The sequence below is a fragment of the Reyranella sp. genome (assembly GCF_965279465.1).
Classification (GTDB): domain Bacteria; phylum Pseudomonadota; class Alphaproteobacteria; order Reyranellales; family Reyranellaceae; genus Reyranella.
In genome coordinates this window covers 1,274,102-1,295,813 of sequence record NZ_OZ257242.1, presented here as the reverse complement: position 1 = coordinate 1,295,813, position 21,712 = coordinate 1,274,102, and the positions used below count along the sequence as shown (strand labels likewise).

Sequence of the window (21,712 nt, the reverse complement as noted above, 5' to 3'; positions counted from 1 at the left end):
CGGCTTCATTGAACGGCGCGTTTGTTACGCGCGCACGTCTATGCGCCGCTTGTCGAAGCGGCGGCGTCGCGACCGGAGGAGGGCGAATGGTGTCATCGCGGCCGGATATTTCACCCGACACACGCGATGTCAAGGTGTAGGCTCACAAATCCATTTGGGGAGTGCCCAGGATGACGCAAGCCAGTCAGCCAGCCGTTCAATCGTCCGCCCATCCCGAAGGCCTGTCGATGCTCGAGAAGCGCAGGATCGAGGCCGAGATCCTGAAGGAGGTCTACGAGACGCTGAAGGCGAGCCACGGCGAGGAGATCGCGAAGAAGACGATCGCCGAGTCGGTGCGCCGCTCGGCGATCGAGCAGGCGCGCGCTTTCGCGGCCGCGGCACCGGGCGGGCCGTCGCTCCAGGCGTTCCAGGACGTGATGCCGCTGTGGACCAAGGGCGGCGCGCTCGAGATCGAGTTCAAGGAGCAAACCGACACGAGCTTCACCTTCAATGTCGTGCGCTGCCGCTATGCCGAAACCTATAAGGCGATGGGGTTGAGCGAGATCGGGCATCTGCTGTCGTGCAACCGCGACGGCGCGTTCTGCGAAGGCTACGATCCCAGGCTCAAGCTCGACCGCAGCCAGACTATCATGCAGGGCGCCAGCCACTGCGACTTCAAGTACAGCTACGAGAAATAGGGAAGGCGAGTATTCATCGCATCTCATCGCTGCGAGCGGCTCTCCCGAGCTGCTCGTGGGATGTAGCAAACCGAAGAAAGAGCGGCTCTGGAGAGCCGCGCTCCCAGCACTCCGAAAGATTCTGAGTTCACGGCCGGTCGAAAAATCAACGCGTTCTGACGATGAAGGCTATCGATCAAGAAGCGCGCTCGCCGGTCACTTCGGCTGCGCGACGACTCGCAGGTAGGGCTTCAGGGTCTTCCAGCCGTTCGGATATTTCGCCGCGGCCTGTTCGTTGGACACCGCGGGCGGGATGATCACGTCCTCGCCATGCCTCCAGTTCACGGGGGTCGCCACGGTGTGCCGGGCGGTCAACTGGCAGGAATCCAGCAGCCGCAGCACCTCGTCGAAATTGCGGCCCGTCGTCATCGGGTAAGTCAACATGGCCTTGACCTTCTTGTCAGGACCAATGACGAACACCGAACGAACGGTGGCGTTGTCCGCCGCGGTGCGGCCGTCGGAGGTGGTGCCGGCGCCTTCAGGCAACATGTCGTAGGCCATCGCTACCTTCAGCTCGGTATCGCCGATCATCGGGAAATTGACCGCGTGACCCTGGGTTTCCTCGATGTCATGCGCCCACTTCGAATGATTTTCCACCGGATCGACGCTCAGGCCGATGATCTTGGTGTTGCGCTTGTCGAACTCGGGTTTCAGGCCAGCCATGTAGCCGAGCTCGGTGGTGCAGACCGGTGTGAAGTCCTTGGGATGCGAGAACAGGATGGCCCAGCTATCGCCAATCCAGTTGTGGAAGTCGATCATGCCCTCCGTGGTCTTGGCGGTGAAGTTCGGCGCCTCGGAGTTGATTCGCAGCGACATGTGACGGCCTCTCCTCGATTGTGCGCCTGCCATGGACATGCGGTCCCAGGGAATCAGGCGCCTGTTCTTGTGCGGCGGGAGGGTGCGTCGCTCCCGGTGCGGAGTCCTGAAAGGGATCGGAAGAATTTCCGAAATCCTTGCGAAGTGTCTAGAATCGGCGATGCGATGATTTATGTTTTGGGACCGTTTCGCCTGGACACCCAGGACAACCTCCTGCTCCGCGGACGCGAGCCACTGGCGCTCGGTCAACGGGCGCTCGCGTTGCTGCGTGCGCTGGTGGAACGGCCCGGTACATTGATTTCGAAGAACGCGCTGATCGAAGCCGCATGGCCCGCCCAGGCCGTCGAGGAGAGCAATCTGACCGTTCAGATCGCGGCGTTGCGCAAGGTATTGGGCGAGGCTCCCGGCGGCGACCGCTGGATCGAGACCATGCCCCGCCGTGGGTATCGCTTCATCGCCCCGGTCATCGCGGAGGACGCGAACGCCCTTTCGCCGCTACCGATCGATGCCAGATCGGATTCTGCACCAAGCCCGCGCGCCGGCGCCGAACGCCGGCAGATCACCGCCCTGTCCTGCGAGCTGATCGGAACATCCGGGCGCACCGACGGCCTCGATCTTGAAGACATGCGCGACGCGGCCACCGCCTTTCAGCGCTGTGTCGCGGAAACAGTCGATCGCCACGGCGGGTTCGTCGTCGAGCAACTCGGCACTGCGGCGCTCGTCCTGTTTGGCTATCCGGCAGCGCAGGAACACGACGCCGAGCATGCAGTCCGCGCCGGGCTAGCCCTATGTGCGGCGGTCGGCGCCGCGGGACAGGGTGCGCGCACGCCGCGGCAATGCCGCGTGGGCATCACGACGGGCATGGCGATCATCGGTGACATCGGCCCGAGCGGTGCGAGCGAGGAGCGCGAGATCGTCGGTGACGCACCGAACCTGGCGATGCGGCTTCGGCTATCGGCGCAACCAGGTGTCGTGGCGATCGAAGCGGTCACAAGGCGGCTGATCGGCGGCCTGTTCGATTGCCGCGATCTTGGTACCATCGACTCCGCCGGCGACACCGTTCCCGCGCGCGCCTGGAAGGTTCTGGGCGAAGCCCTCACTACAAATCGCTTCGAGGCACTCCGCGGGCCAGCGCCGACGCGGCTGGTAGGCCGCGAGGAGGAGCTCAGACTGCTGCTGCGGCTCTGGTCGCGTGCCATGGCCGGCGAGGGCCAGGTCGCGCTGGTCTCGGGCGAAGCCGGTCTCGGCAAATCGCATCTCACCGTGGCGCTGGAGGAGCGCCTCGCCGCCGAGCCGCATTTCCGCATGCGATATTTCTGCTCGCCCCATCATCGCGACAGCCCGTTGTTTCCGTTCGCCGACCAGCTCGGACAGGCAGCCGGGTTCGTGCGCAACGACACGCCCGCGTCGCGGCTCGAGAAACTCAAGGCCCTGTTGGCCGGCGCCGACCTGCCGGATGAGGATGCGGCCTTCCTCCTCGATCTGCTCGCGCTGCCGATGCCGGAGGGCCAGTCTCTGCCGCCCCTCGCTCCCGCGCGGAAGAGACAGCGGATCCTGGAGGCGCTGGGCCGGCACCTCGAGGGTCTCGCGCACCGGCATCCGGTGCTGGTGATCTTCGAAGACGTGCACTGGATCGACGCGACATCGCGCGAGCTGCTCGACACGATCGTCGAGCGCGCCCGCGACCTGAAGGTGCTTGTGATCGTGACCTTTCGGCCCGAGTTTCAGCCGCCCTGGACCGGCCAGCCGCACGTGACGATGCTCACGCTGAACCGCCTGGACAGGCGCGACCGGATCGCACTGGCCGTACAGGTCGCCGGCAAGGCGCTCCCGGACGCCGTCATCGACCAGATCGCCGACCGCACCGACGGCGTACCGTTGTTCGTTGAGGAACTCACCAAGAGCGTGCTGGAGAGCGGAGTCCTGCGCGCGGAGCCGGATCGTTATGTCATCGACGGGGCGTTGCCGACGCTCGCGATTCCGACGAGCCTGTACGCATCGCTGCTGGCGCGCCTCGACCGCCAGATGTCGGCGCGGCTGGCCGCGCAGATCGGGGCGGCGATCGGACGCACATTCACCTACGGTTTGCTGCGGGCAGTATGGGCTCTCTCCGACGATGAGCTGCAAGCCGCGCTTGCTCGACTGGTCGCGTCCGAACTGGTGCACCAGCGTGGCACGCCGCCCGACGCGATCTACAGCTTCAAGCATGCGTTGGTGCGGGATGCGGCTTACGGCAGCCTGCTGCGCGACTCCCGGCAAAAATTGCACGCACTCATCGCCCAGGCTCTGCAGGCGCAGTCCGCGGAGTTGATGGAAACCCAACCGGAACTGTTCGCGCGGCACTACGCCGAGGCTGGCCTCACGGAGAATTCGGTCGGCTTCTGGGCCAAGGCCGGACAACGGTCCGCGGCGCGCTCGGCATTAGCAGAAGCGGCAGCACATTTTCAAAAAGGCCTCGACCTCCTGGCGCTGCTGCCGGAAAATGCCGGACGCCTGCGCCAGAAGCTCGAAATCTGCAGTGCCTTGGGGGCGGCGCTGCGAGCCGTCAAAGGCCTGGCGGCGCCGGAAACGGGTCAAGCCTACGCCCGGGCACTCGAGTTGTGGCAGCAGCTGGATTCTCCCTCGGCGTTCATCGAAATTCCCTTCGGGCTGTCTCGCTATCACGCCTACTGTGGCGCGTTCGATCTGGCGCTGCGTCTGGACGAGGATTTGCTGCATCTCAGCAAGCAACGCGGCGATTTCGCCGGGCTCGTCTTGGCTCACCTCTCTTCCGGCCGAAACCTGATGTATTGCGGCAAGCTCGGCCTGTCCCGATCGCATCTGGAAGACCTGCTCGCCATTGACGATCCGGTCTCCCACCGCTCGGTCGTCAGGCAGGTCGGATTCTACCCTCTGGGCAACGCGCAGGCTTGCCTGGGGGTCGTCCTTCTCTGTCTCGGCTATCCGGATCAGGCATTGGTCCAGAGCAGCGCGGCGATTACCGCGGCCCGGGACCTGGCCCATTTGCCGTCCCTGGTTTCAATCCTCGCACTCGGCGCCCTGCCCCATTCGCTCGTCGGAGACCCCGCAGTCCTCGGCGAGTGGGCGGATGAGCTGGTCGCGATCACGACCGAGCAAGGTTTTCCCGTGTGGTGTGCGATCGGAACGACGTACAGCGGATGGGTCAAGGTCAAGAGGGGCGATATAATGGAGGGAATATCGCTCCTGCGCGCCGGCACAGCGGCTTTTCGCGTTACAGGGGCCGCGCTGTTCGCGCCCTTTCTCGTCATTCTCCTGGCCAGCGCCTGTGAGACCGCAGGGCATGTCGAGGAAAGCCTGGCCCTGTTGGACGAGGCGTCGCAAATCGTCGAAAGGACAGGGGAGCGCTGGTTGGAAGCCGAGCTCCATCGGCAAAGAGGCGAATTGCTGCTGCGGCAGGGAGACGCCGCCGGCGCGGAGGAACTGTATCGCAAGGCATTGGGCATCGCGGCGGACCAGGGAGCGAAGTTCTGGGAATTGCGCGCTGCCACGAGCGTCGCCCGGCTCCGCCGCGAACAGGGTCGCCATGCCGAAGCCCGCGACGTCCTCGCGCCGATCTACGGCTGGTTTACCGAGGGCTTCGACACCGCCGATCTGAAGCAGGCGAAGGCATTACTGGATGAGCTGACGTGAGTGCGGCAGGTTACGCCAGCCACACGAACTTTCGGACCGGAGATCAGTTCAGGAACTCCGCGACCACGATGTGATTGTCCTTGGTCGGCCAGGTGCGGGTGGCGATCGTCTCGTTATTGAAGACGGCGACGACAGTGCGCGGGGCGGCGTCGAAGGCCAGGCGGCCGGTCGAGACGGCGGGTACGCCATCGGTGATGCCGGGCGGCACCTTGCCGTCGAGCGAGAACTTGTCGCGGCCGACGCCGAAATAGCCGCGCGGCCGGCTCATGAGCACGACGGAGGCTGCACCATCGTCCCCCTTCGCGAAGGGCTCGGGGCGCAGATGCACCACGTCGCTGGAGCGCAGGAACGGCGAGCGATAGGTATGAGTGACCGGCTGGCTCGCCATGTGCAGCACGAACTCATAGCAGGCGTCGGAGCTGCCGATGAAGGGTCCCCATTGGCCATCGGCGCCGGTCGTCTTGCGATGCACCGGCTGCGTCGTCTTACGCTCGCCGGTCTTGGCGTCGACCTCGTGGATCTCGACCTCGGCATCGGCGACGGGAAGATTGGTGTAGAGCCCGTCGGCCATGCCGGTGACCCGGCCGTTCAGGGTCGGCTTCGGCTCCTGGGCGATGAACAGCGTGCCGGCGGCCTTGCCCGTGATGAACTGGTACTGCGCGGCGAAGGCCAGCTTATGGAACGCCGTCTCGCGATGATCGACACCGTCGAGGATGACGTTGCGGGCACCGCGCAACTCCGACGCATCGAAACCCACGCCGGTCGGCTTTCCGGTCTGGCCGATAAAGCGGCCGTCGGGCTGGGAATATTTGTCGTTCGTGTCGGAGCGAATCGCCATCAACTCGACGCCGGAGATCAGGTCGTCCGGCCCGCCGTTCAGTGCCTTGAGGAACGGGGCCGCGCCATTGAACTCGCTGCCGACCAGCATCGTGTCGGAGATCACGATGCCCTTGTTCGGCGTGCCGCACAGCACGGCATGGCTCACAGAGTCGGCCCCGCCGCCGTTCTTGAGGTAGTTGCGCACCGTGTTGCCCCCGCGCGACGAGGCGATCAGCGCCACCTTGCGGCGACGCGTCTCCTTTTTCACCTGCGCCACGAATGCCGCCAGCTCCTTCATCGCCTCGGCCGTGGACGAGCGGAACGGCTGCATCTTCGAATCGTCGCTCAGCGCCACCGGATTGCTGAAATCGATGGCGAAGAGCTGGTTGCGCTTGTAGCCGTTGGCCTCGAAGCGCCAGATGTTGTTGATCCACAGCGCGCCCGAATCGCCGTTGCCGTGCACGAACACGATCGGCGGCGGCATACCGGGCTCGGACGCCGGCACCTGCCGTCGCTGCTGTTGTTGCGGCTGCTGGCCAAGCGCCGTCACCGGCCAAAGTGCCGCTGCGCCCGCCAGCAGGTTACGCCGGCTCATTCTCCCCCTGCACATGGCCCCATGTTGGCAAAGCACGGAGGCGAAGGCTACGCTCGCGGTATGACGATTTGTTGCTATGTCGAGAGCCCCGTCGGCCGGTTGGCACTGGAAGCCGATGGCGAGGCGCTGACCGGCGTGCGCTGGGCGAGCGGCGGCGAACGGACACGGGACAAACCTTCGCCTGTCCTCGAGGAGGCCCGTCGCCAGCTCGAGCGCTACTTTGCGCGCAGCCTCAAGTCCTTCGACCTGCCGCTTGCCGGCCGCGGCACCGACTTCCAGAAGAGCGTCTGGAAGATGATGCGCGAGATCCCGTACGGCGAGACCGCGACCTACGGCGGCATGGCCATGGCATTGGGCTCCGGCCCGCGCGCGGTCGGCATGGCGTGCGGCCGCAATCCCATCCCGATCATCGTGCCCTGCCATCGCGTGCTGGGCAGCGGCGGCAAGGAAGGCGGCTTCTCCGGCGGCCAGGGCCTGCCGACCAAACGCAAGCTGCTGGCGCTGGAAGGCGTCGTCCTGCTTTAACCAAGTTCAACATTCATTCTCCTCTCCCCCACTAGGGGGCACCCCCTAGCGGGGGAGAGGAAAATGAGGGACAGATAAAACCATGCGCGTACTGATCACCCGGCCGGAACGCGAGGCGACGGCGCTGGCCCAGGCGCTCGGCGCGCGCGGCCATTCTCCTGTCATTGCGCCGCTCTTCCGGCTGCAGGTGCTGCATCCGCCCGACGACTTCGCCGCGTCGCTCGCCGATAGCCAGGCCGTGCTGATCACCAGCGCCAACGGCGCCCGCGCGCTGGCCGAAGCGAGCGAGCAGCGCAGCAAGCCGATCTTCGCCGTCGGCGATACGACCGCCGCGACCGCCGAGGGCTTGGGCTTCGGCATCGTCACCTCGGCCTCGGGCGACGCCGCGTCCCTGTCCGACCTCGTACGCCAGCGCCTCGATCCCGCCAACGGTCCCCTTCTCCATGTCAGCGGCGCCGATGTCGTGGGAGAGCTTGCGCCTGAAGGTTTCGAGACCAGGAGGATCGTACTCTACGAGGCACGCGAAACCGATGCGCTGCCGGACTCCGCACGCGCCGCGCTGGAAGCCCGCGCGCTCGATGTCGCGACTTTCTTCTCGCCGCGCGCGTCGGAGGCGTTCGTTCGGCTCGTCACCCACGCGAAACTTGCCGATAGCTGCCGCAGCATCACGGCGATCGCAATCAGCCCCGCCGCCGCACAGCCTCTCGCCGGGCTGCCCTTCGCCAGGACGGTCGCGGCAGAGCGTCCCACCCGCCAGGCTGTGCTGGATGAGATCGACCGGCTGCCCCCGCCCGGCGTACAAAGTCCCACCCCGATGACCGACACTCCAGCGTCCCCGCCTCCGCCCGAGCCGATCGAGCCGCCCGTCGCTCCCGCCGCCGTGCCTCCTGCGGTGTCCAGGGCCCGCGGCCTGGGCATTGTCGGTGCCTTCGTGATCGGGCTGATTGCCGCCGTGATCGTGCTCGCCGTCGCACTGGTCTCGTTGCCCTACTGGCCGCAGGAGGCGCGCACCTTGTGGCGCGGTCCGGCGGTCGCCCAACCGGCGCCGCCTCCGCCCGTCGCGCCGCCATCGGCACCGATCATCGACACCGCCGCCCTCGATGCCGCCAAGCGCGAGCTCACGGCCCGCCTCGACGATCTCGACAAGCGCGTGCGGGCCGCCGCCGCGACGGCAGCCCAGGCCGATCGTCCCCCGGCGGACCGGCCGGCGACGCCGGATCCCGCGATCGCCGAGCTCCAACGCAAGCTGGAGGCGCTCGAAAGCAAGCCTGCCGCCACGGAGCCCGACACGTCGGCCCTGAAATCGGAGATCGTGGCGCTGCGCGCGGGCCTGCAATCGCTCGACCAGGCAGTCGCCGGCCAGAAGGCCGCGGTCGACAAGGCCGCAGCAGCCGCAAACGCCAGCACCACCGGCGAGCAGAAAGCCCTGGCCGCCGCGCGCGGCTCTGCGGTGATCGGCATCGCCGCCCGCATCAGCGCCGGCCTGACGGCCGGCCAGCCCTTCGCGACCGATCTCGGCCTGCTCACGCCGCTGGCGCAGGGCGACGCCAAGCTCGGCGCGTTGATCGCGACGCTGCAGCCCGTGGCGGCCAAAGGCGCCGCCTCGCGAGCAAGCCTCGCCGCCTCCTTCCCCGCGATGGCCAAGGCAGCTCTTGCCGACGATCTCGCCGACGATTCCTTCTGGCAGCGCCTCCTGGGCAAGCTGAAGAACTTGGTCTCGCTGCGCCGCATCGGCGCCGACGTGCAGGGTGATTCGGTCGAAGCCAAGCTGGCGCGCGCCGAAGCCGCGATCGATTCGGGCGACCTCACCAAGGCGGTCGAGCTCGTCAAGTCGCTGCCGCCACTGACCTCGCGCGCCACCGCCGACTGGCTGGCCCGTGCCGAGGCGCATCTTGCGGCGCAACGCGCGGTCGACCAGCTTGCGGCACAGGCCGTCACGCTGCTGGGCAGCAGCCGGTAGTCCGCCATGACCATGCTGCGTACGCTGATCTGGTTCGCCGTCGCCGCTGTCGCGATGCTGGGCGCGGTGTGGCTCGCCGCCCGGCCGGGAAGCGTCATCGTCGAATGGCGCGGCTGGCGCCTCGACACCAGCGTGGGCGTACTGCTGGTCGGCGTCGTCTTCCTCATCCTGCTCGGCGTGGCGCTGTGGCTGCTCTACCGCTGGATCGTCGGCGCGCCGGGGGCGTTCCTCGAAGGCTGGGGCGAGAGCCGGCGGCGGCGCGGCTATCGCGAGCTGACGCAGGGGCTTGCCGCGGTCGCGGCCGGCGACGGCGGCGAAGCGCAGCGCCACGCGCGCAAGGCCGAGCAGCTGCTCTCCGAGCCCGCGCTCACGCTGCTGCTGTCGGCACAGGCCGCCCAGCTCAACGGCGACCGCGAGGGAGCGAACCGCGCCTTCAAGGCGATGCTCGCGGACGAGCAGATGGCCTTCCTCGGGCTGCGCGGGCTGATCGCCCAGTCGCTGCGCGACGGCAACCAGGCGCAGGCGCTCGACTATGCCGAGCGCGCCTTCGCGCTCAAGCCGCAGACGCCGTGGGTCGTGCATTCCCTGTTCGACATGCAGGCGCAGCTCCATCTGTGGCGGGCGGCGCAGGATACCCTCGACAGCGGCGTGCGCCGCAAGGTGGTGAGCGCCGACCGCGGCCGCACCCTGCGCGCGCTGCTGCTGGTCGAACGCAGCCGTGCCGCCGAGCACGATGGCCACGACAGCGACGTACTCGGCATGGCGCGCGAAGCCTTCGGCCTCGCCCCCGAGCGCATTGCCGTGGCGAGCCGCCTCGCCGAGCTGCAGATCAAGACGGGTGACGCCCGGCGGGCGATGAAGACCTTGGAGCGCGGCTGGTCGCTGTCGCCACACCCGGACCTGGCCGCGCTCTATCTCAAGGCGTCGGGCGAAAGCGATCCGCTGAAGCGGGTCGGCGTGGTGCGCAAGCTCGCCGCGCACAAGCCCGACGACCTCGAAAGCCATCTGGCGCTCGCCCAGGCGACACTCGACGCCGGCCTGTGGGGCGAGGCGCGGCGGCATCTCGACGCCGCCGGCGGCAGCAACCCATCGGTGCGCGTCTGCCGGATGATGGCCGAGCTCGAGGAGCGCGCCGAGTCCGACCAGACCAAGGTGCGCAGCTGGCTGGCGCGTGCGGCCGATGCACCTGCCGACAAGGCTTGGCGCTGCACCGCCTGCGGCGCGCATCACGAGACCTGGCACTCGGTGTGCGAGAGCTGCGGCGCCTTCGGCACCTTGCATTGGCGTGCGCCGGGGACTTTCGGCCAGATCCTGGCGCCGGGCGCGCCCAAGCCGGCAATCGGCATGACGACAATGAATACCGTTTCGGGGGGATAGATGTTCGAGACGACCCTGGCCGGCAGCCTGCCCAAGCCCTCGTGGCTCGCCACGCCGAACGTCCTGTGGGCGCCATGGACCCTCACCGGCGCGCCTTTGCAGGAAGCCAAGGAAGACGCCACCGCGCTTGCCATCCGGCGCCAGGAAGACGCCGGCATCGACATCGTGAGCGACGGCGAGCAGGCACGTCAGCATTTCGTGCACGGCTTCCTGGCCGAGGTCGACGGCGTCGACTTCGACAAGAAGATCCGCATGGGCATCCGCAACAATCGTTATGACGCCGACTGTCCGACCGTCACCGCGCCGCTCAGGCGCCGCAAGTTCGTGCACGAGAAGGAAGCGCGCGTCGCCCGCACCGCGACCGCACGCAAGCTCAAATTCACCCTGCCCGGCCCGATGACCCTCATCGATACCTTGGCCGACGGCTATTACGGCGACCGCGTGAAGATGGCCTTCGCCTTCGCCGAGCTGCTGAACCAGGAGGCGAAGGACTTGGAGGCGCTGGGCGTCGATGTCGTGCAGTTCGACGAGCCCGCCTTCAACGTCTATCTCGACGAGACGGTCGAATGGGGCGTGCCGGCGCTCGAGAAGGCGGCCGAGGGGCTGAAGTGCACGACCGCCGTGCACATCTGCTACGGCTACGGCATCGAGGCCAACATCAAGTGGAAGCAGACGCTGGGCGAGAGCTGGCGTCAGTACGAGAACACCTTCCCCGCGCTCGATCGCAGCAGGATCCAGCAGGTCTCACTCGAATGCCGCAACAGCCATGTGCCGCCCGAGCTGATGAAGCTGCTCAAGACCAAGACCGTGCTGGTCGGCGCGATCGACGTCGCGTCCGACCGGATCGACACGCCGGAGGAAGTGGCCGCCACGCTGAAGCTCGCGACCGAGTTCGTCGACCCCGAGCGCATCCAGGCCTGCACCAATTGCGGCATGGCGCCGATGACCCTCGCCACCGCCTACGGCAAGCTGCGCGCCCTTGCCGAGGGCGCTGCCTTGGCCCGCAAGAGCCTGTAGCTCCGAAACCGTCGTCCCGACCGCAGCGGAGGGACCTTGGTTCTACAAATTGCAGCCATTTGTTAGATGAGGTCTCTCCACTACGCGCCTTCGGCGCTCCGGTCGAGACGACGGGCTTTGCGCTACTTCTGGAGCCGACGCAGCTCATACACGAGGTCGAGCGCTTGGCGGGGCGTCAGCTCGTCGGGATTGATCCTGGCGAGGGCCTTCTCGACCTCGGACTCCTTCGTCTTCACCGTGCCGCCGGCCGGCCGCACCGGCGCGGCGGCGAACAGCGGCAGATCGTCGGCGAGCCGCGTCACCGCGCCGGACTGCTCGCCTTTTTCCAGCTCGGCCAGCACCTCTTCGGCGCGCGCCACGACCGAGGCCGGCAGGCCGGCGAGCTGCGCGACATGGATGCCGTAGGAGCGGTCGGCGGCGCCGGGCGCCACCTCGTGCAGGAACACGACCTGGTTCTGCCACTCCTTCACGCGCATCGTGTAAGGCGCGAGGGCGCTCAGCCGCTCCTTGAGCGCGCCGAGCTCGTGATAGTGCGTGGCGAACAGCGCGCGGCACTTGTTGACCTCGTGCAGATGCTCGAGCGCGGCCCAGGCGATCGACAGGCCGTCGAACGTCGCCGTGCCACGGCCGATCTCGTCCAGGATCACCAGGCTGCGCGCCGTCGCCTGGTTCAGGATCACCGCCGTCTCGACCATCTCGACCATGAAGGTCGAGCGTCCGCGCGCGAGGTCGTCGGCTGCGCCGACGCGGCTGAACAGCCGGTCGACGATCCCGATCGTGGCCTGCTTCGCCGGCACGAAGGAGCCCGCCTGCGCCATGACCGCGATCAGGGCGTTCTGGCGCAGGAAGGTCGACTTGCCGGCCATATTGGGGCCCGTCAACAGCCACAGGCGATGCGCCGGCCCGAGCTCGCAATCGTTGGGCACGAAGCCCGAGCCGCCCTGGCGCGACAGCGCCGCCTCGACCACCGGATGCCGGCCGCCGACCAGGGTGAAGGACGTGTCCTCTGACAGCGCCGGCCGTACGTAATTGCCGCTCGCCGCCAGCTCGGCCAGGGCCGCCGCGACATCGAGCGCCGCAAGCGCGCGACCGGCCGCGACGACGGCCGCAGACACCGCCATCGCCTCGCCAACCAGTGCGTCGAAGATCTGCAGCTCCAGCGCCAGCGCCTGGTCGGCCGCGCGACCGATGCGGGTCTCGAGATCGGCCAGCTCCGCGGTGCTGAAGCGCGTGGCGTTCGACATCGACTGCCGCCGGGTGAAGCCCAGCGCGGCCAGGTCGAGCCTGTCGGCGTGCGTCGCCGTCACCTCGATGTGGTAGCCGATCATGTTGTTGTGCCGGATCTTGAGCGACGTCACGCCGCTCGCCGTCCGGTATTTGGCCTCGAGTCCCGCGATGGTCTTGCGGCTGTCGTCGCGCAGGGTGCGCTGCTCGTCGAGCTCGGCGCGGTAACCGGCGCGGATGAAACCGCCGTCGCGCGCCAGCAGCGATGGCTCTTCGGTCAGCGCCGCCCCCAGCGACTCGATCAGCGTGCGGTGGTTGGAGGCCGCCGCCACGATCTCCGCCAAGGGTGCCGGCGGCGGCGTCAGGGCCTCGGGCTCGGCGCCGAGCAGCGCCGCCAGCGCCTCGGCCTGGTCCAGCCCATCGCGCAAAGCCGCGAGATCGCGCGGTCCGCCGCGGCCCATCGACAATCGCTGCAGGGCGCGCTCGACGTCGGGCGTGCGCTTCAGTGCCTCGCGCACCCGATCACGCAAGACGGGGCGCTCGACGAAGAGCTGGACCAGGTCGAGCCGCCGCTCGATCTCTGCCCGATCGGTGAGCGGCGCCGCCAGCCGCTCAGCCAGCAGGCGCGCGCCAGGTCCGGTCAGGGTGCGGTCGATGGTAGCGAGCAGCGTGCCCTCACGCCTTCCGTCCAGGCTGCGCACCAGCTCGAGGTTGCGCCGCGTGGCTGGGTCGATCTCCATCGTGCCGTCGGGTCGCTCGCGGCGCGGCGGCGCCAGCGCCGGACGCTTGCCGGCCTGGGTCAGCTCGACATAGTCGAGCAGCGCGCCGCAGGCCGCGACCTCGGCGCGCGAGAAGGCGCCGAAGCTGTCGAGCACGGCGACGTTGAACGCCGTCTGCAGCCGCTTGCGTGCATTGTCCGAATCGAAGCGCGCCGAGGGCAACGGCGTCAGCACCGAATTCCAGTCCTCGAGCGCGGCCTTCAGCCCGTCGCGCGCCAGCAGCCGGTCGGGCACCAGCAGCTCGCCCGGCGCGAGCCGCGCCAGCGCCGCCGCGAGCTGGCCCGGCACCAGCGGCTGGGCGGCGAAGTCGGCCGTCGAGAGATCGAGCCAGGCCAGCGCCAGCTCGCCTTGCGCCTCGGCCAGCGCGCAGAGATAGTTGTGGCTGCGCGCGTCGAGCAGCGAATCCTCGGTCAGCGTGCCGGGCGTGATGACCCGCACCACGCCGCGCTCGACCACCGATTTGGCGCCGCGCTTCTTGGCCTCGGCGGGATCCTCGGTCTGCTCGCAGACGGCGACCTTGAAGCCCTGGCGGATCAGGCGCGACAGGTAGGCCTCGTGGCTGTGCACCGGCACGCCGCACATCTTGATGTCTTCGCCGAGATGCTGACCGCGCTTGGTGAGGGCAATGTCGAGCGCCGCCGAGGCCTTCACCGCATCGTCGAAGAACAGCTCGTAGAAATCGCCCATGCGGTAAAAGACGAGATGGTCCGGATGCGCGCCCTTGATCGCCAGGTACTGGCGCATCATCGGCGTGGCATCGGCCGGGATCGTCGGTGGCAGGGAAACGCTGTCGGGCACCCCCCGGCTTAACACGTGCGCTTGTGCACTCGCCACGATCGGCGAGTCACGCTTTCAACAGGTCGGCCGTTTCATCCACAAGCGCCAGGAGCGCCGCCAGACCCGCCGCGCCGGCGCCGATCCCCTGGCCGACACGGTGTGCGAAGTTTGCCGGACGTCGGCTCAACCGCTCGACGCCCGCCACCGCGCCCTTCTCATTCAGGAGATAGACCCCGTTCAGAGCGAACAGGCTCTGGCAGAGGCAGGCGACCGCGCGGAAGCCGCAGCCCGCGACATAGGTCGGGTCGTCCTTGCCGCGGCCGTGCGCGGCGTTCTCCAGCGCAAATCGCGCCTCCCAGAAGAAGCTACGGATCAGAGCCTCTGCCAAGGCCGGAGGATAGGGCTCACAGCGGCGCTTCAGGCCGACCAGCACGCTCTCCGGATCCCACAGCACCCGGCAAAGGGCGACCTCGCCCATGTAGATGGCCGAGACGAAGGCATGCGGATGGCCGGGCTGGTAGACCCGCTCGATCCGGCCGGCTTGGCAGGCCTCGATCACGCCACGGACCTTGCCGAGCTCGCGGTAGAGCAGATCGACGCGCCTGCCCTCCACCGTCAGCCAGGCGCCGCCGTTGATCCACGGCCCCCAGTCGCCGATTGCAGTGACAGAAGAAGATGCCGCGCCGGGCAGTAGCATCGCGGCCTTGGCCAGCCGCCCGACATCGATCGGATTGTCGGCCTCGTAATACAGGCCGATATCGTAGTCCGACTGTGCCGTCGCCTCGCCGCGCGCCCGCGAACCGCCGAGCACGATCGCGCGGATGCCCGGCACACCGCCCAAGGCACGGACCAGCCGGCCGAGCAGGACATCGTCGTTGGCGCTGGCTGCGGTCATCACGCCGGGTCTAGCATGGTGCCACCGGGTCGGGGAGGCGGCGCACCATGGCATCGATCGATAAGGCGGACTGGCATTCCGGCGCCGACAACTTTCCCGACGATCTTCCCGAGGAAAACGGCGCGACGCACATTGGCTGGTTCGTGCGCTGGGCGATCGGACGAGGGTTGTTCGTGCGTGACGACGGTACGCCTGCCGAACTGGTCGAGGCGGTCCGCGACGGCACGGTGTCCGGGCGGCACCTTGTGCTGGAATACTTGGACGGCAAGCTCTGGCCCTGCGATCTCAGCGAAGAAGGTCAGGCTTTCGCCGAAGCGCACTATGACGGTTTCCTGGAGGACGTCGGTCGCCAGTTCGCCGAGGATTTGGAATCCGCCTACTATGCCGAGGACAGCGAGGAAAACTACAACATGTTGGCCGACGCGCTCGATGAACGCTGGGCGCGTTTCAAGGCTGCGGCCAGGGGCACCTGACGGGCTGGCCAAACAGATAGGTCCCGGCGGCGCGCTGGCCGGTGCCGCCGGTCGCACGGATCCTCTTCTGCGGCGGCCGCTGCGCGATTTCGTCAAAGCGTACCTCATGGGAGGAGTGCGGGCAGCCCACGTCTCCGCCGAGAGAGTCAGGCGAGATGTGAAATCAAGGCCACGTTGCATCGCGGGACGGCCTTCTGGTACCGGCTGCCGATTGCAGCCAATATGGCCCCTCAATCGGGAGTGAAACGAATGACGAGCAAGGGCTCGGAAGCCGCGATCAACAGCGAAATGGGCGATCTCGACGGCGATTCGCTGATCATGCATCGCACCGGCAGGCCGGGAAAGATCGAGATCATCGCGTCCAAGCCGCTGGTGACGCAACGCGACCTGGCGCTCGCCTATTCGCCGGGCGTTGCAGCGCCCTGCATGGAGATCCACAAGAACCCGGACACTGCCTACGATTATACCGTACGCGGCAATCTGGTCGCGGTCATCTCCAACGGCACGGCTGTGCTGGGGCTGGGCGACATCGGCGCGCTGGCCGGCAAGCCGGTGATGGAGGGCAAGGCGGTCCTGTTCAAGCGCTTCGCCGACGTCGACTGCATCGACCTCGAGGTCGACACCAAGGACGTCGATCAGTTCGTCAACTGCGTGCGCTACCTCGGGCCGACCTTCGGCGGCATCAATCTCGAGGACATCAAGGCGCCGGAATGCTTCATCATCGAGCAGCGCCTGCGCGAGCTGATGGACATCCCGATCTTCCATGACGACCAGCACGGCACCGCCATCGTCTCCGCAGCCGGCCTGATCAACGCGCTGCACCTCACTGGCCGCAATATCAAAGATATCAAGATGGTGGTGAACGGCGCGGGTGCCGCATCGATCGCCTGCATCGAGCTCGTCAAGGCGATGGGCATGCCGCACGAGAACGCCATCCTGGTCGACACCAAGGGGGTGATCTACCAGGGCCGCACCGAGGGCATGAACCAGTGGAAGAGCGCCCACGCCGTGCGCACCAAGGCGCGCACGCTCAAAGAAGCCATGAAAGGCGCCGACGTCTTCTTCGGCCTGTCGGTCAAGGGCGCGGTGACCAAGGAGATGGTGGCGTCGATGGCCGACCGGCCGATCATCTTCGCCATGGCCAATCCCGATCCGGAAATCACTCCCGAGGACGTGCGCTCGGTCCGCGCCGACGCGATCGTCGCCACCGGCCGCAGCGACTACGCCAACCAGATCAACAACGTGCTGGGCTTCCCCTACATCTTCCGCGGCGCGCTCGACGTGCGCGCCCGCACCATCAACGAGGAGATGAAGGTCGCCGCCGCCGAGGCGCTGGCCAAGCTCGCCCGCGAGGACGTGCCCGACGAGGTCGACCGCGCCTACTCCGGCCGCCGGCTGCGCTACGGACCGGAATATGTCGTGCCGGTGCCGTTCGATCCGCGGCTGATCTCGGCCGTGTCCTCGGCAGTCGCGCAGGCGGCGATGGATTCCGGCGTCGCGCGGCGCCACATCCCCGACATGGCCGAGTACAGGCGCGCGCTGTCGGGCCGCCTCGACCCGACCAGCCACTGGCTGCAGAGCCTGTTCGAGCAGGTCAAGGCCAACCCGCAGCGCATCGTCTTCGCCGAGGGCGAGGAGGAGCGCACCATCCGCGCCGCGATCGTGTTCCGCGACAACGGCTACGGCACGCCAATCCTGATCGGCCGCGAGGAACAGGTCCGCGAGGCGATGAAGAGCCTCGGCATCACCGACGACAAGGACCTCGAGATCCACAACGCCCGGCTCTCGACGCGCAACGCACCCTATGTCGAGCACGTCTACAAGCGCCTGCAGCGTGACGGCTTCCTGCGCCGCGACGTGCAGCGCATGGTCAATCAGGGCCGCAACGTGTTCGGCGCCTGCATGGTGGCTCTGGGCGACGCCGACGGCCTGGTGACCGGCATTACGCGCCGCTTCCCCGAATGCTATGGCGACGTAAAGCGCGTGATCAACGTCGAGGCCAACAAGGTCGTGATGGGCTACTCGATCATCGTCGCCCGCCATGGCACGGTGTTCCTGGCCGACACCGCGATCAACGAGACTCCCTCCCCCGAAGAGCTCGCCACCATCGCCAAGCAGATGGTCAAGAACGCCCGCATCATGGGTCACGACCCGCGGGTCGCCTTCGCCTCGTTCTCGAACTTCGGCAGCCGCGAGATCGAGCGGATCGACCGCATCCGCAAGGCGATCCGCATCCTCGACGCCGAGGAAGTCGACTTCGAGTATGACGGCGAGATGCAGGCCGACATGGCGCTCGACTTCGAGCTGCTGAAGTCGACCTATCCGTTCACCCGCCTCACCGGCCCGGCCAACGTGCTGGTGATGCCGGGTCTCCATTCCGCCCATATCTCCTCGCGCCTGATGCAAAGCTTGGGCGGCGTCACCGTCATCGGCCCGGTCATCGACGGCCTCGCCAAGCCGGTGCAGATCGTGCAGATGGGCGCGACCGTGAGCGATCTCGTCAACCACGCAGCGCTCGCCGCCTATGGCGCGCTCAGCCGAAAGGGATAGCCATGACTGACTTAGTGATCCGCGGCGCAACGGTCGTCGACGGTCTGGGCAACGCACCGCGTCGCGCCGATGTCGGGGTCAAGGACGGCCGCATCGAAGCGATCGGCGACATCAAGGGCGACGGCGCAAAGACGGTCGACGCGGGCGGGTTGACCCTGTCGCCCGGCATCATCGACGTGCATACCCACTACGACGCGCAGGTGACGTGGGATTCCACGCTCTCGCCATCGCCGTCGCTTGGCGTCACCACCGCGGTGATGGGCAATTGCGGCTTCGGCATCGTGCCGGCGACGCCGGCCGGCCGCGACCTGGTGATCCGCAACCTGTCGGTCGTCGAGGGCATGGACCTCGACGCGCTGCGCACCGGCATCCAGTGGGACTTCGAGAGCTTCGGCGACTACATGGCGATGCTGCGCCGCCGCACCCCCTACGCCAACGTCGCGGTGCTGGCCGGCCATTCGACCATCCGCACCGCGGTGATGGGCGAGGCCGCCTCGCAGCGCAAGGAGGCAACCCCGGAGGAGCTGGCGAAGATGAAGGCCATGGTGGTCGACGCCATGGCCAACGGCGCGATCGGGCTCGGCGCCTCGTACTCGCTCAACCATTCGGGCTACGGCGGCGTGCCGATGCCCTCGACCATCGCGCCGATGGAGGAACTCGATGCGCTGGTCGGCGCGATGGGCCCGCGCGGCAAGGGCGTGATCGCGATCGCCTCGGGCGTGAAGACGCCACAGGAGCTGGAGCCGATGGCCGCCAAATATGGCCGGCCGTTCTTCCAGGGTACGGGCGTCGCCATGTACAATGAGCAGGCGCCCGACCGCGCGATCAAGATCTTCGAGGATTGCGCCGCCGCGATCCGCCGCGGCAACGGGCTCTACATCCAGATCCCCTGCCAGCCGCTCAGCTTCGACTTCACGATGGCCAACGCCTACCCGTTCTACAGCCATTCGGCGTTCGACCCGATCAAGGCCTACAGTCCCGAGCAGCTGAAGCCGGTGTTCCGCGACGCCTCGTGGCGCGCCGCGTTCCGCGAGAACGTGAAGACCCTGCGGCCTGGCATGATCTTCCAGGGCAACTGGGATCGCGTGATGGTCGCCGTCACCTACAAGCCCGGCAACGCCAAGTACACCAACCGCTACGTCGCGGAGATCGCCGAGACCGAGCATCGCGACTCGCTCGACGTGATGCTCGACCTCGCCCTCGATGAGGATCTCGAGACGGCGTTCCTCGGCCGCTTCCTCAACGTCGGCGACGACGGCGTGGCGAGGCTCCTGAAGCACGAGGCGGGCGTGGTCGCGCTCTCCGACGCCGGCGCGCATCTGATCTATATGTGCGATGCGGGCTTCGGGCTGCATTTCCTGGCGCGCTGGGTGCGCGAGCGCGGCGACTTCGACATGGCCGAGGGTATCCGCCGGCTCACCTCGCATCCGGCGGACCTCTACGGCATCCAGAACCGGGGCCGAATCGCCGTCGGCGCCCAGGCCGACCTGCTGCTGTTCGATGCCGCGACCGTCGGCGTCTCGCCGGCCGAGCGGGTCGCCGACCTGCCGGGCGGCGGCCGCCGCACCATCCGCCGGCCGACCGGCGTGCACGGCGTGTTCTGCAACGGCGTCATGACCTTCGACGGCAAGGATTACGTCAAGCACGACAAGGGCCCGGGCCAGGTGCTCGACCGGTTCAACGCCTCTCAGGGCGCGCACAACGTGGCGATGGCGGCGCAGTAGCTCTTCGCGCTGGGAGCGCGGCTCTCCAGAGCCGCTCTTCTTCTGATTGTGCAATCTCATGAGCGGCTCTGGAGAGCCGCGCTCCCAGCCATGACCCTGCACACCTTCTGGCTCTATCTCGGCGCGGTCGTGCTGATCTCCAGCACGCCCGGACCGAACATTTTCTACGTCATCACGCGCAGCATTCGGTTTGGGTTTGGCGCGGCGATGGCGGCGATGCTCGGCTGCCTGCTCGCGCTCGCCGCGATGCTCACCGCGTCGGTCGCGGGCGTCAGCGCATTCATGTTCGCGGTGCCGGCGGCCTTCGAGGCACTGAAGTATTTCGGTGCCGCCTACCTCATATGGCTCGGGATCCAGGCGTGGCGCGCGCCCGTTGTCGATCTCACAGATAATGCAACTGCGTCGAAGGGCGAAACCCCAAGCCGCCTCGCGCATTTTCGTGGCGGCTTTCTCGTGGGAATCAGCAACCCGAAGCTGCTTGTTTTTGCCGCAGCTTTCTTTCCCCAATTCATAGCGACTGATTCTCCGTGGGCGCCGCAGTTCCTCCTGCTCATGGCGACCTTCATTGCTGTCGAAGCCAGCACCTACGTGATTTTAGGGCTGAGCGCGCACCGCCTTGCACGCCATCTGAAGCAGGCGGTCTGGCAGCGTCGCGTGAATCGCGTGACTGGTTTGATCTTCGCCGGCTTTGGTTGCGTGCTGCTTCGTTATCGACCGTAGCTTCCGACAGTGGTCCCATCGCGATAGCCTCTCCCGAATAATCGCCTGAGAGGGCGCCATGACGACGATCATGAAAATCAGCAGCCGAAACCTTGGGGCCGTGCGCCGGCGCAGCTTGGCAGCCGGCGGCATGGCCGCCATCCTCGCTTCCGGCCTCGCCCCGACCATCGCGCGTGCCGAAGCCAAGAAGCTGGTCTTTGCCCACATCAACGCCGTTCCCGAATCGGCAGCCGTTGCCTTCGATTGGCAGGCGCAGGAGGTGAAGAAGCGTTCGAACGGCGAGCTCGACATGCAGTTCTTCGGCTCGACGCTGCTGAGCAAGGAACTCGAGATCATGAACGCCGTGAAGTCGGGCAACATCGCGATGGGCAGCCCGGCCGGCGCCGCCGCCACGATCTTCCCCGAGATGGGCGCGTTCCTCGTGCCATACCTCGTGCAGAGCTACGATCAGGCCTACAAGATGTTCAACGGCGCGATCGGCGACAAGCTCGATAAGCAGTTCCAGGAGAAGTACAAGGTCAAGACGATGTGCTTCTTCGACTATGGGTTCAGGCATTTCTGGACCAACAAGAAGGCCATCAGCGAGCCACGCGACCTGCGCGGCGCCAAGATCCGCGTGCAGCAGGCCAAGGTGTTCGGCGACACGATCAACGGGCTGGGCGGCAATGCCGTGCCGATGGCGTGGGGCGAGGTGATCTCGGCCGCCAAGCAGGGCGTGATCGACGGCGGCGACCTGCCGATCGTAAACATGGTCGCGCTCAAGATCTTCGAGGTCTCGAAATACTGCTCGATGACCTTCCACAACTACGGCCCGACCCTGAGCTGCATGAATCTCGGCGTGTGGGAGGGCCTGACCGACGCGCAGAAGAAGCTGCTGCTCGACACCAGCCGCGAGGCACAGATCAAGATCCGCGAGGCCACCGAATCGGTCGACAATATCGCCGCCGCGAAGAGGGAGCTGGAGCCCAAGGGCATGACCGTGGTCGAGGCCAAGGTCGAGGACTTCAAGAAGATCGCGCAACAGAAGATCTGGCCGGCCTATAAGTCGCAATACGGCGGGCTGTGGGACGAGATCGAGAGCGTGAAGGCCTGAC

Annotated in this window: 15 protein-coding genes; 11 read left to right on the top strand and 4 right to left on the bottom strand. The window is 67.2% G+C overall.

Going from position 1 to position 21,712, the window contains the following annotated elements; translation table 11 throughout:
- The first annotated feature begins 170 nt into the window (after window positions 1-170).
- On the top strand, window positions 171-677 hold the full coding sequence (locus tag ACQY8M_RS06250) for an L-2-amino-thiazoline-4-carboxylic acid hydrolase (RefSeq protein WP_428669959.1): 507 nt from the start codon (window positions 171-173) through the stop codon (window positions 675-677).
- Window positions 678-872: 195 nt separating this feature from the next.
- On the opposite strand, the gene ACQY8M_RS06245 is transcribed toward ACQY8M_RS06250, so the two are convergent.
- Window positions 873-1,532 (bottom strand): peroxiredoxin, encoded by a 660-nt coding sequence (locus tag ACQY8M_RS06245; RefSeq protein ID WP_428669957.1) that lies wholly within the window; start codon window positions 1,530-1,532, stop codon window positions 873-875.
- Between the two features lie 165 nt (window positions 1,533-1,697).
- Here ACQY8M_RS06245 and ACQY8M_RS06240 point away from each other — a divergent pair, with 165 nt between their 5' ends.
- Window positions 1,698-5,183 carry an AAA family ATPase gene (locus ACQY8M_RS06240; RefSeq protein WP_428669955.1) on the top strand — a complete coding sequence of 1,162 codons (3,486 nt, stop codon included), beginning with the start codon at window positions 1,698-1,700 and terminating at the stop codon, window positions 5,181-5,183.
- A gap of 43 nt (window positions 5,184-5,226) precedes the next feature.
- Here the strand turns inward: ACQY8M_RS06240 and ACQY8M_RS06235 are convergent, their stop codons facing one another.
- Entirely contained in the window at window positions 5,227-6,597 is a 1,371-nt protein-coding gene (locus ACQY8M_RS06235; RefSeq protein ID WP_428669953.1) for an alpha/beta fold hydrolase, read from the bottom strand.
- Between the two features lie 60 nt (window positions 6,598-6,657).
- Here ACQY8M_RS06235 and ACQY8M_RS06230 point away from each other — a divergent pair, with 60 nt between their 5' ends.
- The 4 genes from ACQY8M_RS06230 (at window position 6,658) to ACQY8M_RS06215 (ending at window position 11,476) form a co-directional block, all read left to right on the top strand.
- Window positions 6,658-7,122: a methylated-DNA--[protein]-cysteine S-methyltransferase gene (locus ACQY8M_RS06230; RefSeq protein WP_428669951.1), complete on the top strand. Its 465-nt coding sequence runs from the start codon at window positions 6,658-6,660 to the stop codon at window positions 7,120-7,122.
- A gap of 82 nt (window positions 7,123-7,204) precedes the next feature.
- On the top strand, window positions 7,205-9,082 hold the full coding sequence (locus ACQY8M_RS06225; protein ID WP_428669949.1) for a uroporphyrinogen-III synthase: 1,878 nt from the start codon (window positions 7,205-7,207) through the stop codon (window positions 9,080-9,082).
- 6 nt (window positions 9,083-9,088) lie between these two features.
- Window positions 9,089-10,459 (top strand): heme biosynthesis protein HemY, encoded by a 1,371-nt coding sequence (locus ACQY8M_RS06220; RefSeq protein ID WP_428669947.1) that lies wholly within the window; start codon window positions 9,089-9,091, stop codon window positions 10,457-10,459.
- Window positions 10,460-11,476 (top strand): methionine synthase, encoded by a 1,017-nt coding sequence (locus ACQY8M_RS06215; RefSeq protein ID WP_428669945.1) that lies wholly within the window; start codon window positions 10,460-10,462, stop codon window positions 11,474-11,476. It abuts the gene before it with no gap.
- A 122-nt stretch (window positions 11,477-11,598) separates the two neighbouring features.
- On the opposite strand, the gene mutS is transcribed toward ACQY8M_RS06215, so the two are convergent.
- Window positions 11,599-14,226 carry a DNA mismatch repair protein MutS gene (gene mutS, locus ACQY8M_RS06210; RefSeq protein WP_428675318.1) on the bottom strand — a complete coding sequence of 876 codons (2,628 nt, stop codon included), beginning with the start codon at window positions 14,224-14,226 and terminating at the stop codon, window positions 11,599-11,601.
- A 97-nt stretch (window positions 14,227-14,323) separates the two neighbouring features.
- Entirely contained in the window at window positions 14,324-15,151 is an 828-nt protein-coding gene (locus ACQY8M_RS06205; RefSeq protein WP_428669943.1) for a nucleotidyltransferase domain-containing protein, read from the bottom strand.
- 47 nt (window positions 15,152-15,198) lie between these two features.
- On the opposite strand from ACQY8M_RS06205, the gene ACQY8M_RS06200 reads away from it, so the two are divergent.
- The 5 genes from ACQY8M_RS06200 to ACQY8M_RS06180 all read left to right on the top strand — a co-directional run bounded on the left by ACQY8M_RS06200 (window position 15,199) and on the right by ACQY8M_RS06180 (window position 21,711).
- Complete coding sequence (locus tag ACQY8M_RS06200; RefSeq protein WP_428669941.1) at window positions 15,199-15,624, top strand: hypothetical protein; 426 nt, start codon at window positions 15,199-15,201, stop codon at window positions 15,622-15,624.
- Between the two features lie 249 nt (window positions 15,625-15,873).
- Window positions 15,874-18,174 (top strand): NADP-dependent malic enzyme, encoded by a 2,301-nt coding sequence (locus tag ACQY8M_RS06195; RefSeq protein ID WP_428669939.1) that lies wholly within the window; start codon window positions 15,874-15,876, stop codon window positions 18,172-18,174.
- Window positions 18,175-18,176: 2 nt separating this feature from the next.
- Window positions 18,177-19,898 carry an N-acyl-D-amino-acid deacylase family protein gene (locus ACQY8M_RS06190; protein ID WP_428669937.1) on the top strand — a complete coding sequence of 574 codons (1,722 nt, stop codon included), beginning with the start codon at window positions 18,177-18,179 and terminating at the stop codon, window positions 19,896-19,898.
- A 90-nt stretch (window positions 19,899-19,988) separates the two neighbouring features.
- Entirely contained in the window at window positions 19,989-20,618 is a 630-nt protein-coding gene (locus ACQY8M_RS06185) for a LysE family translocator (RefSeq protein ID WP_428669934.1), read from the top strand.
- A gap of 58 nt (window positions 20,619-20,676) precedes the next feature.
- Window positions 20,677-21,711 (top strand): TRAP transporter substrate-binding protein, encoded by a 1,035-nt coding sequence (locus ACQY8M_RS06180; RefSeq protein WP_428669932.1) that lies wholly within the window; start codon window positions 20,677-20,679, stop codon window positions 21,709-21,711.
- Window position 21,712 lies beyond the last annotated feature (1 nt).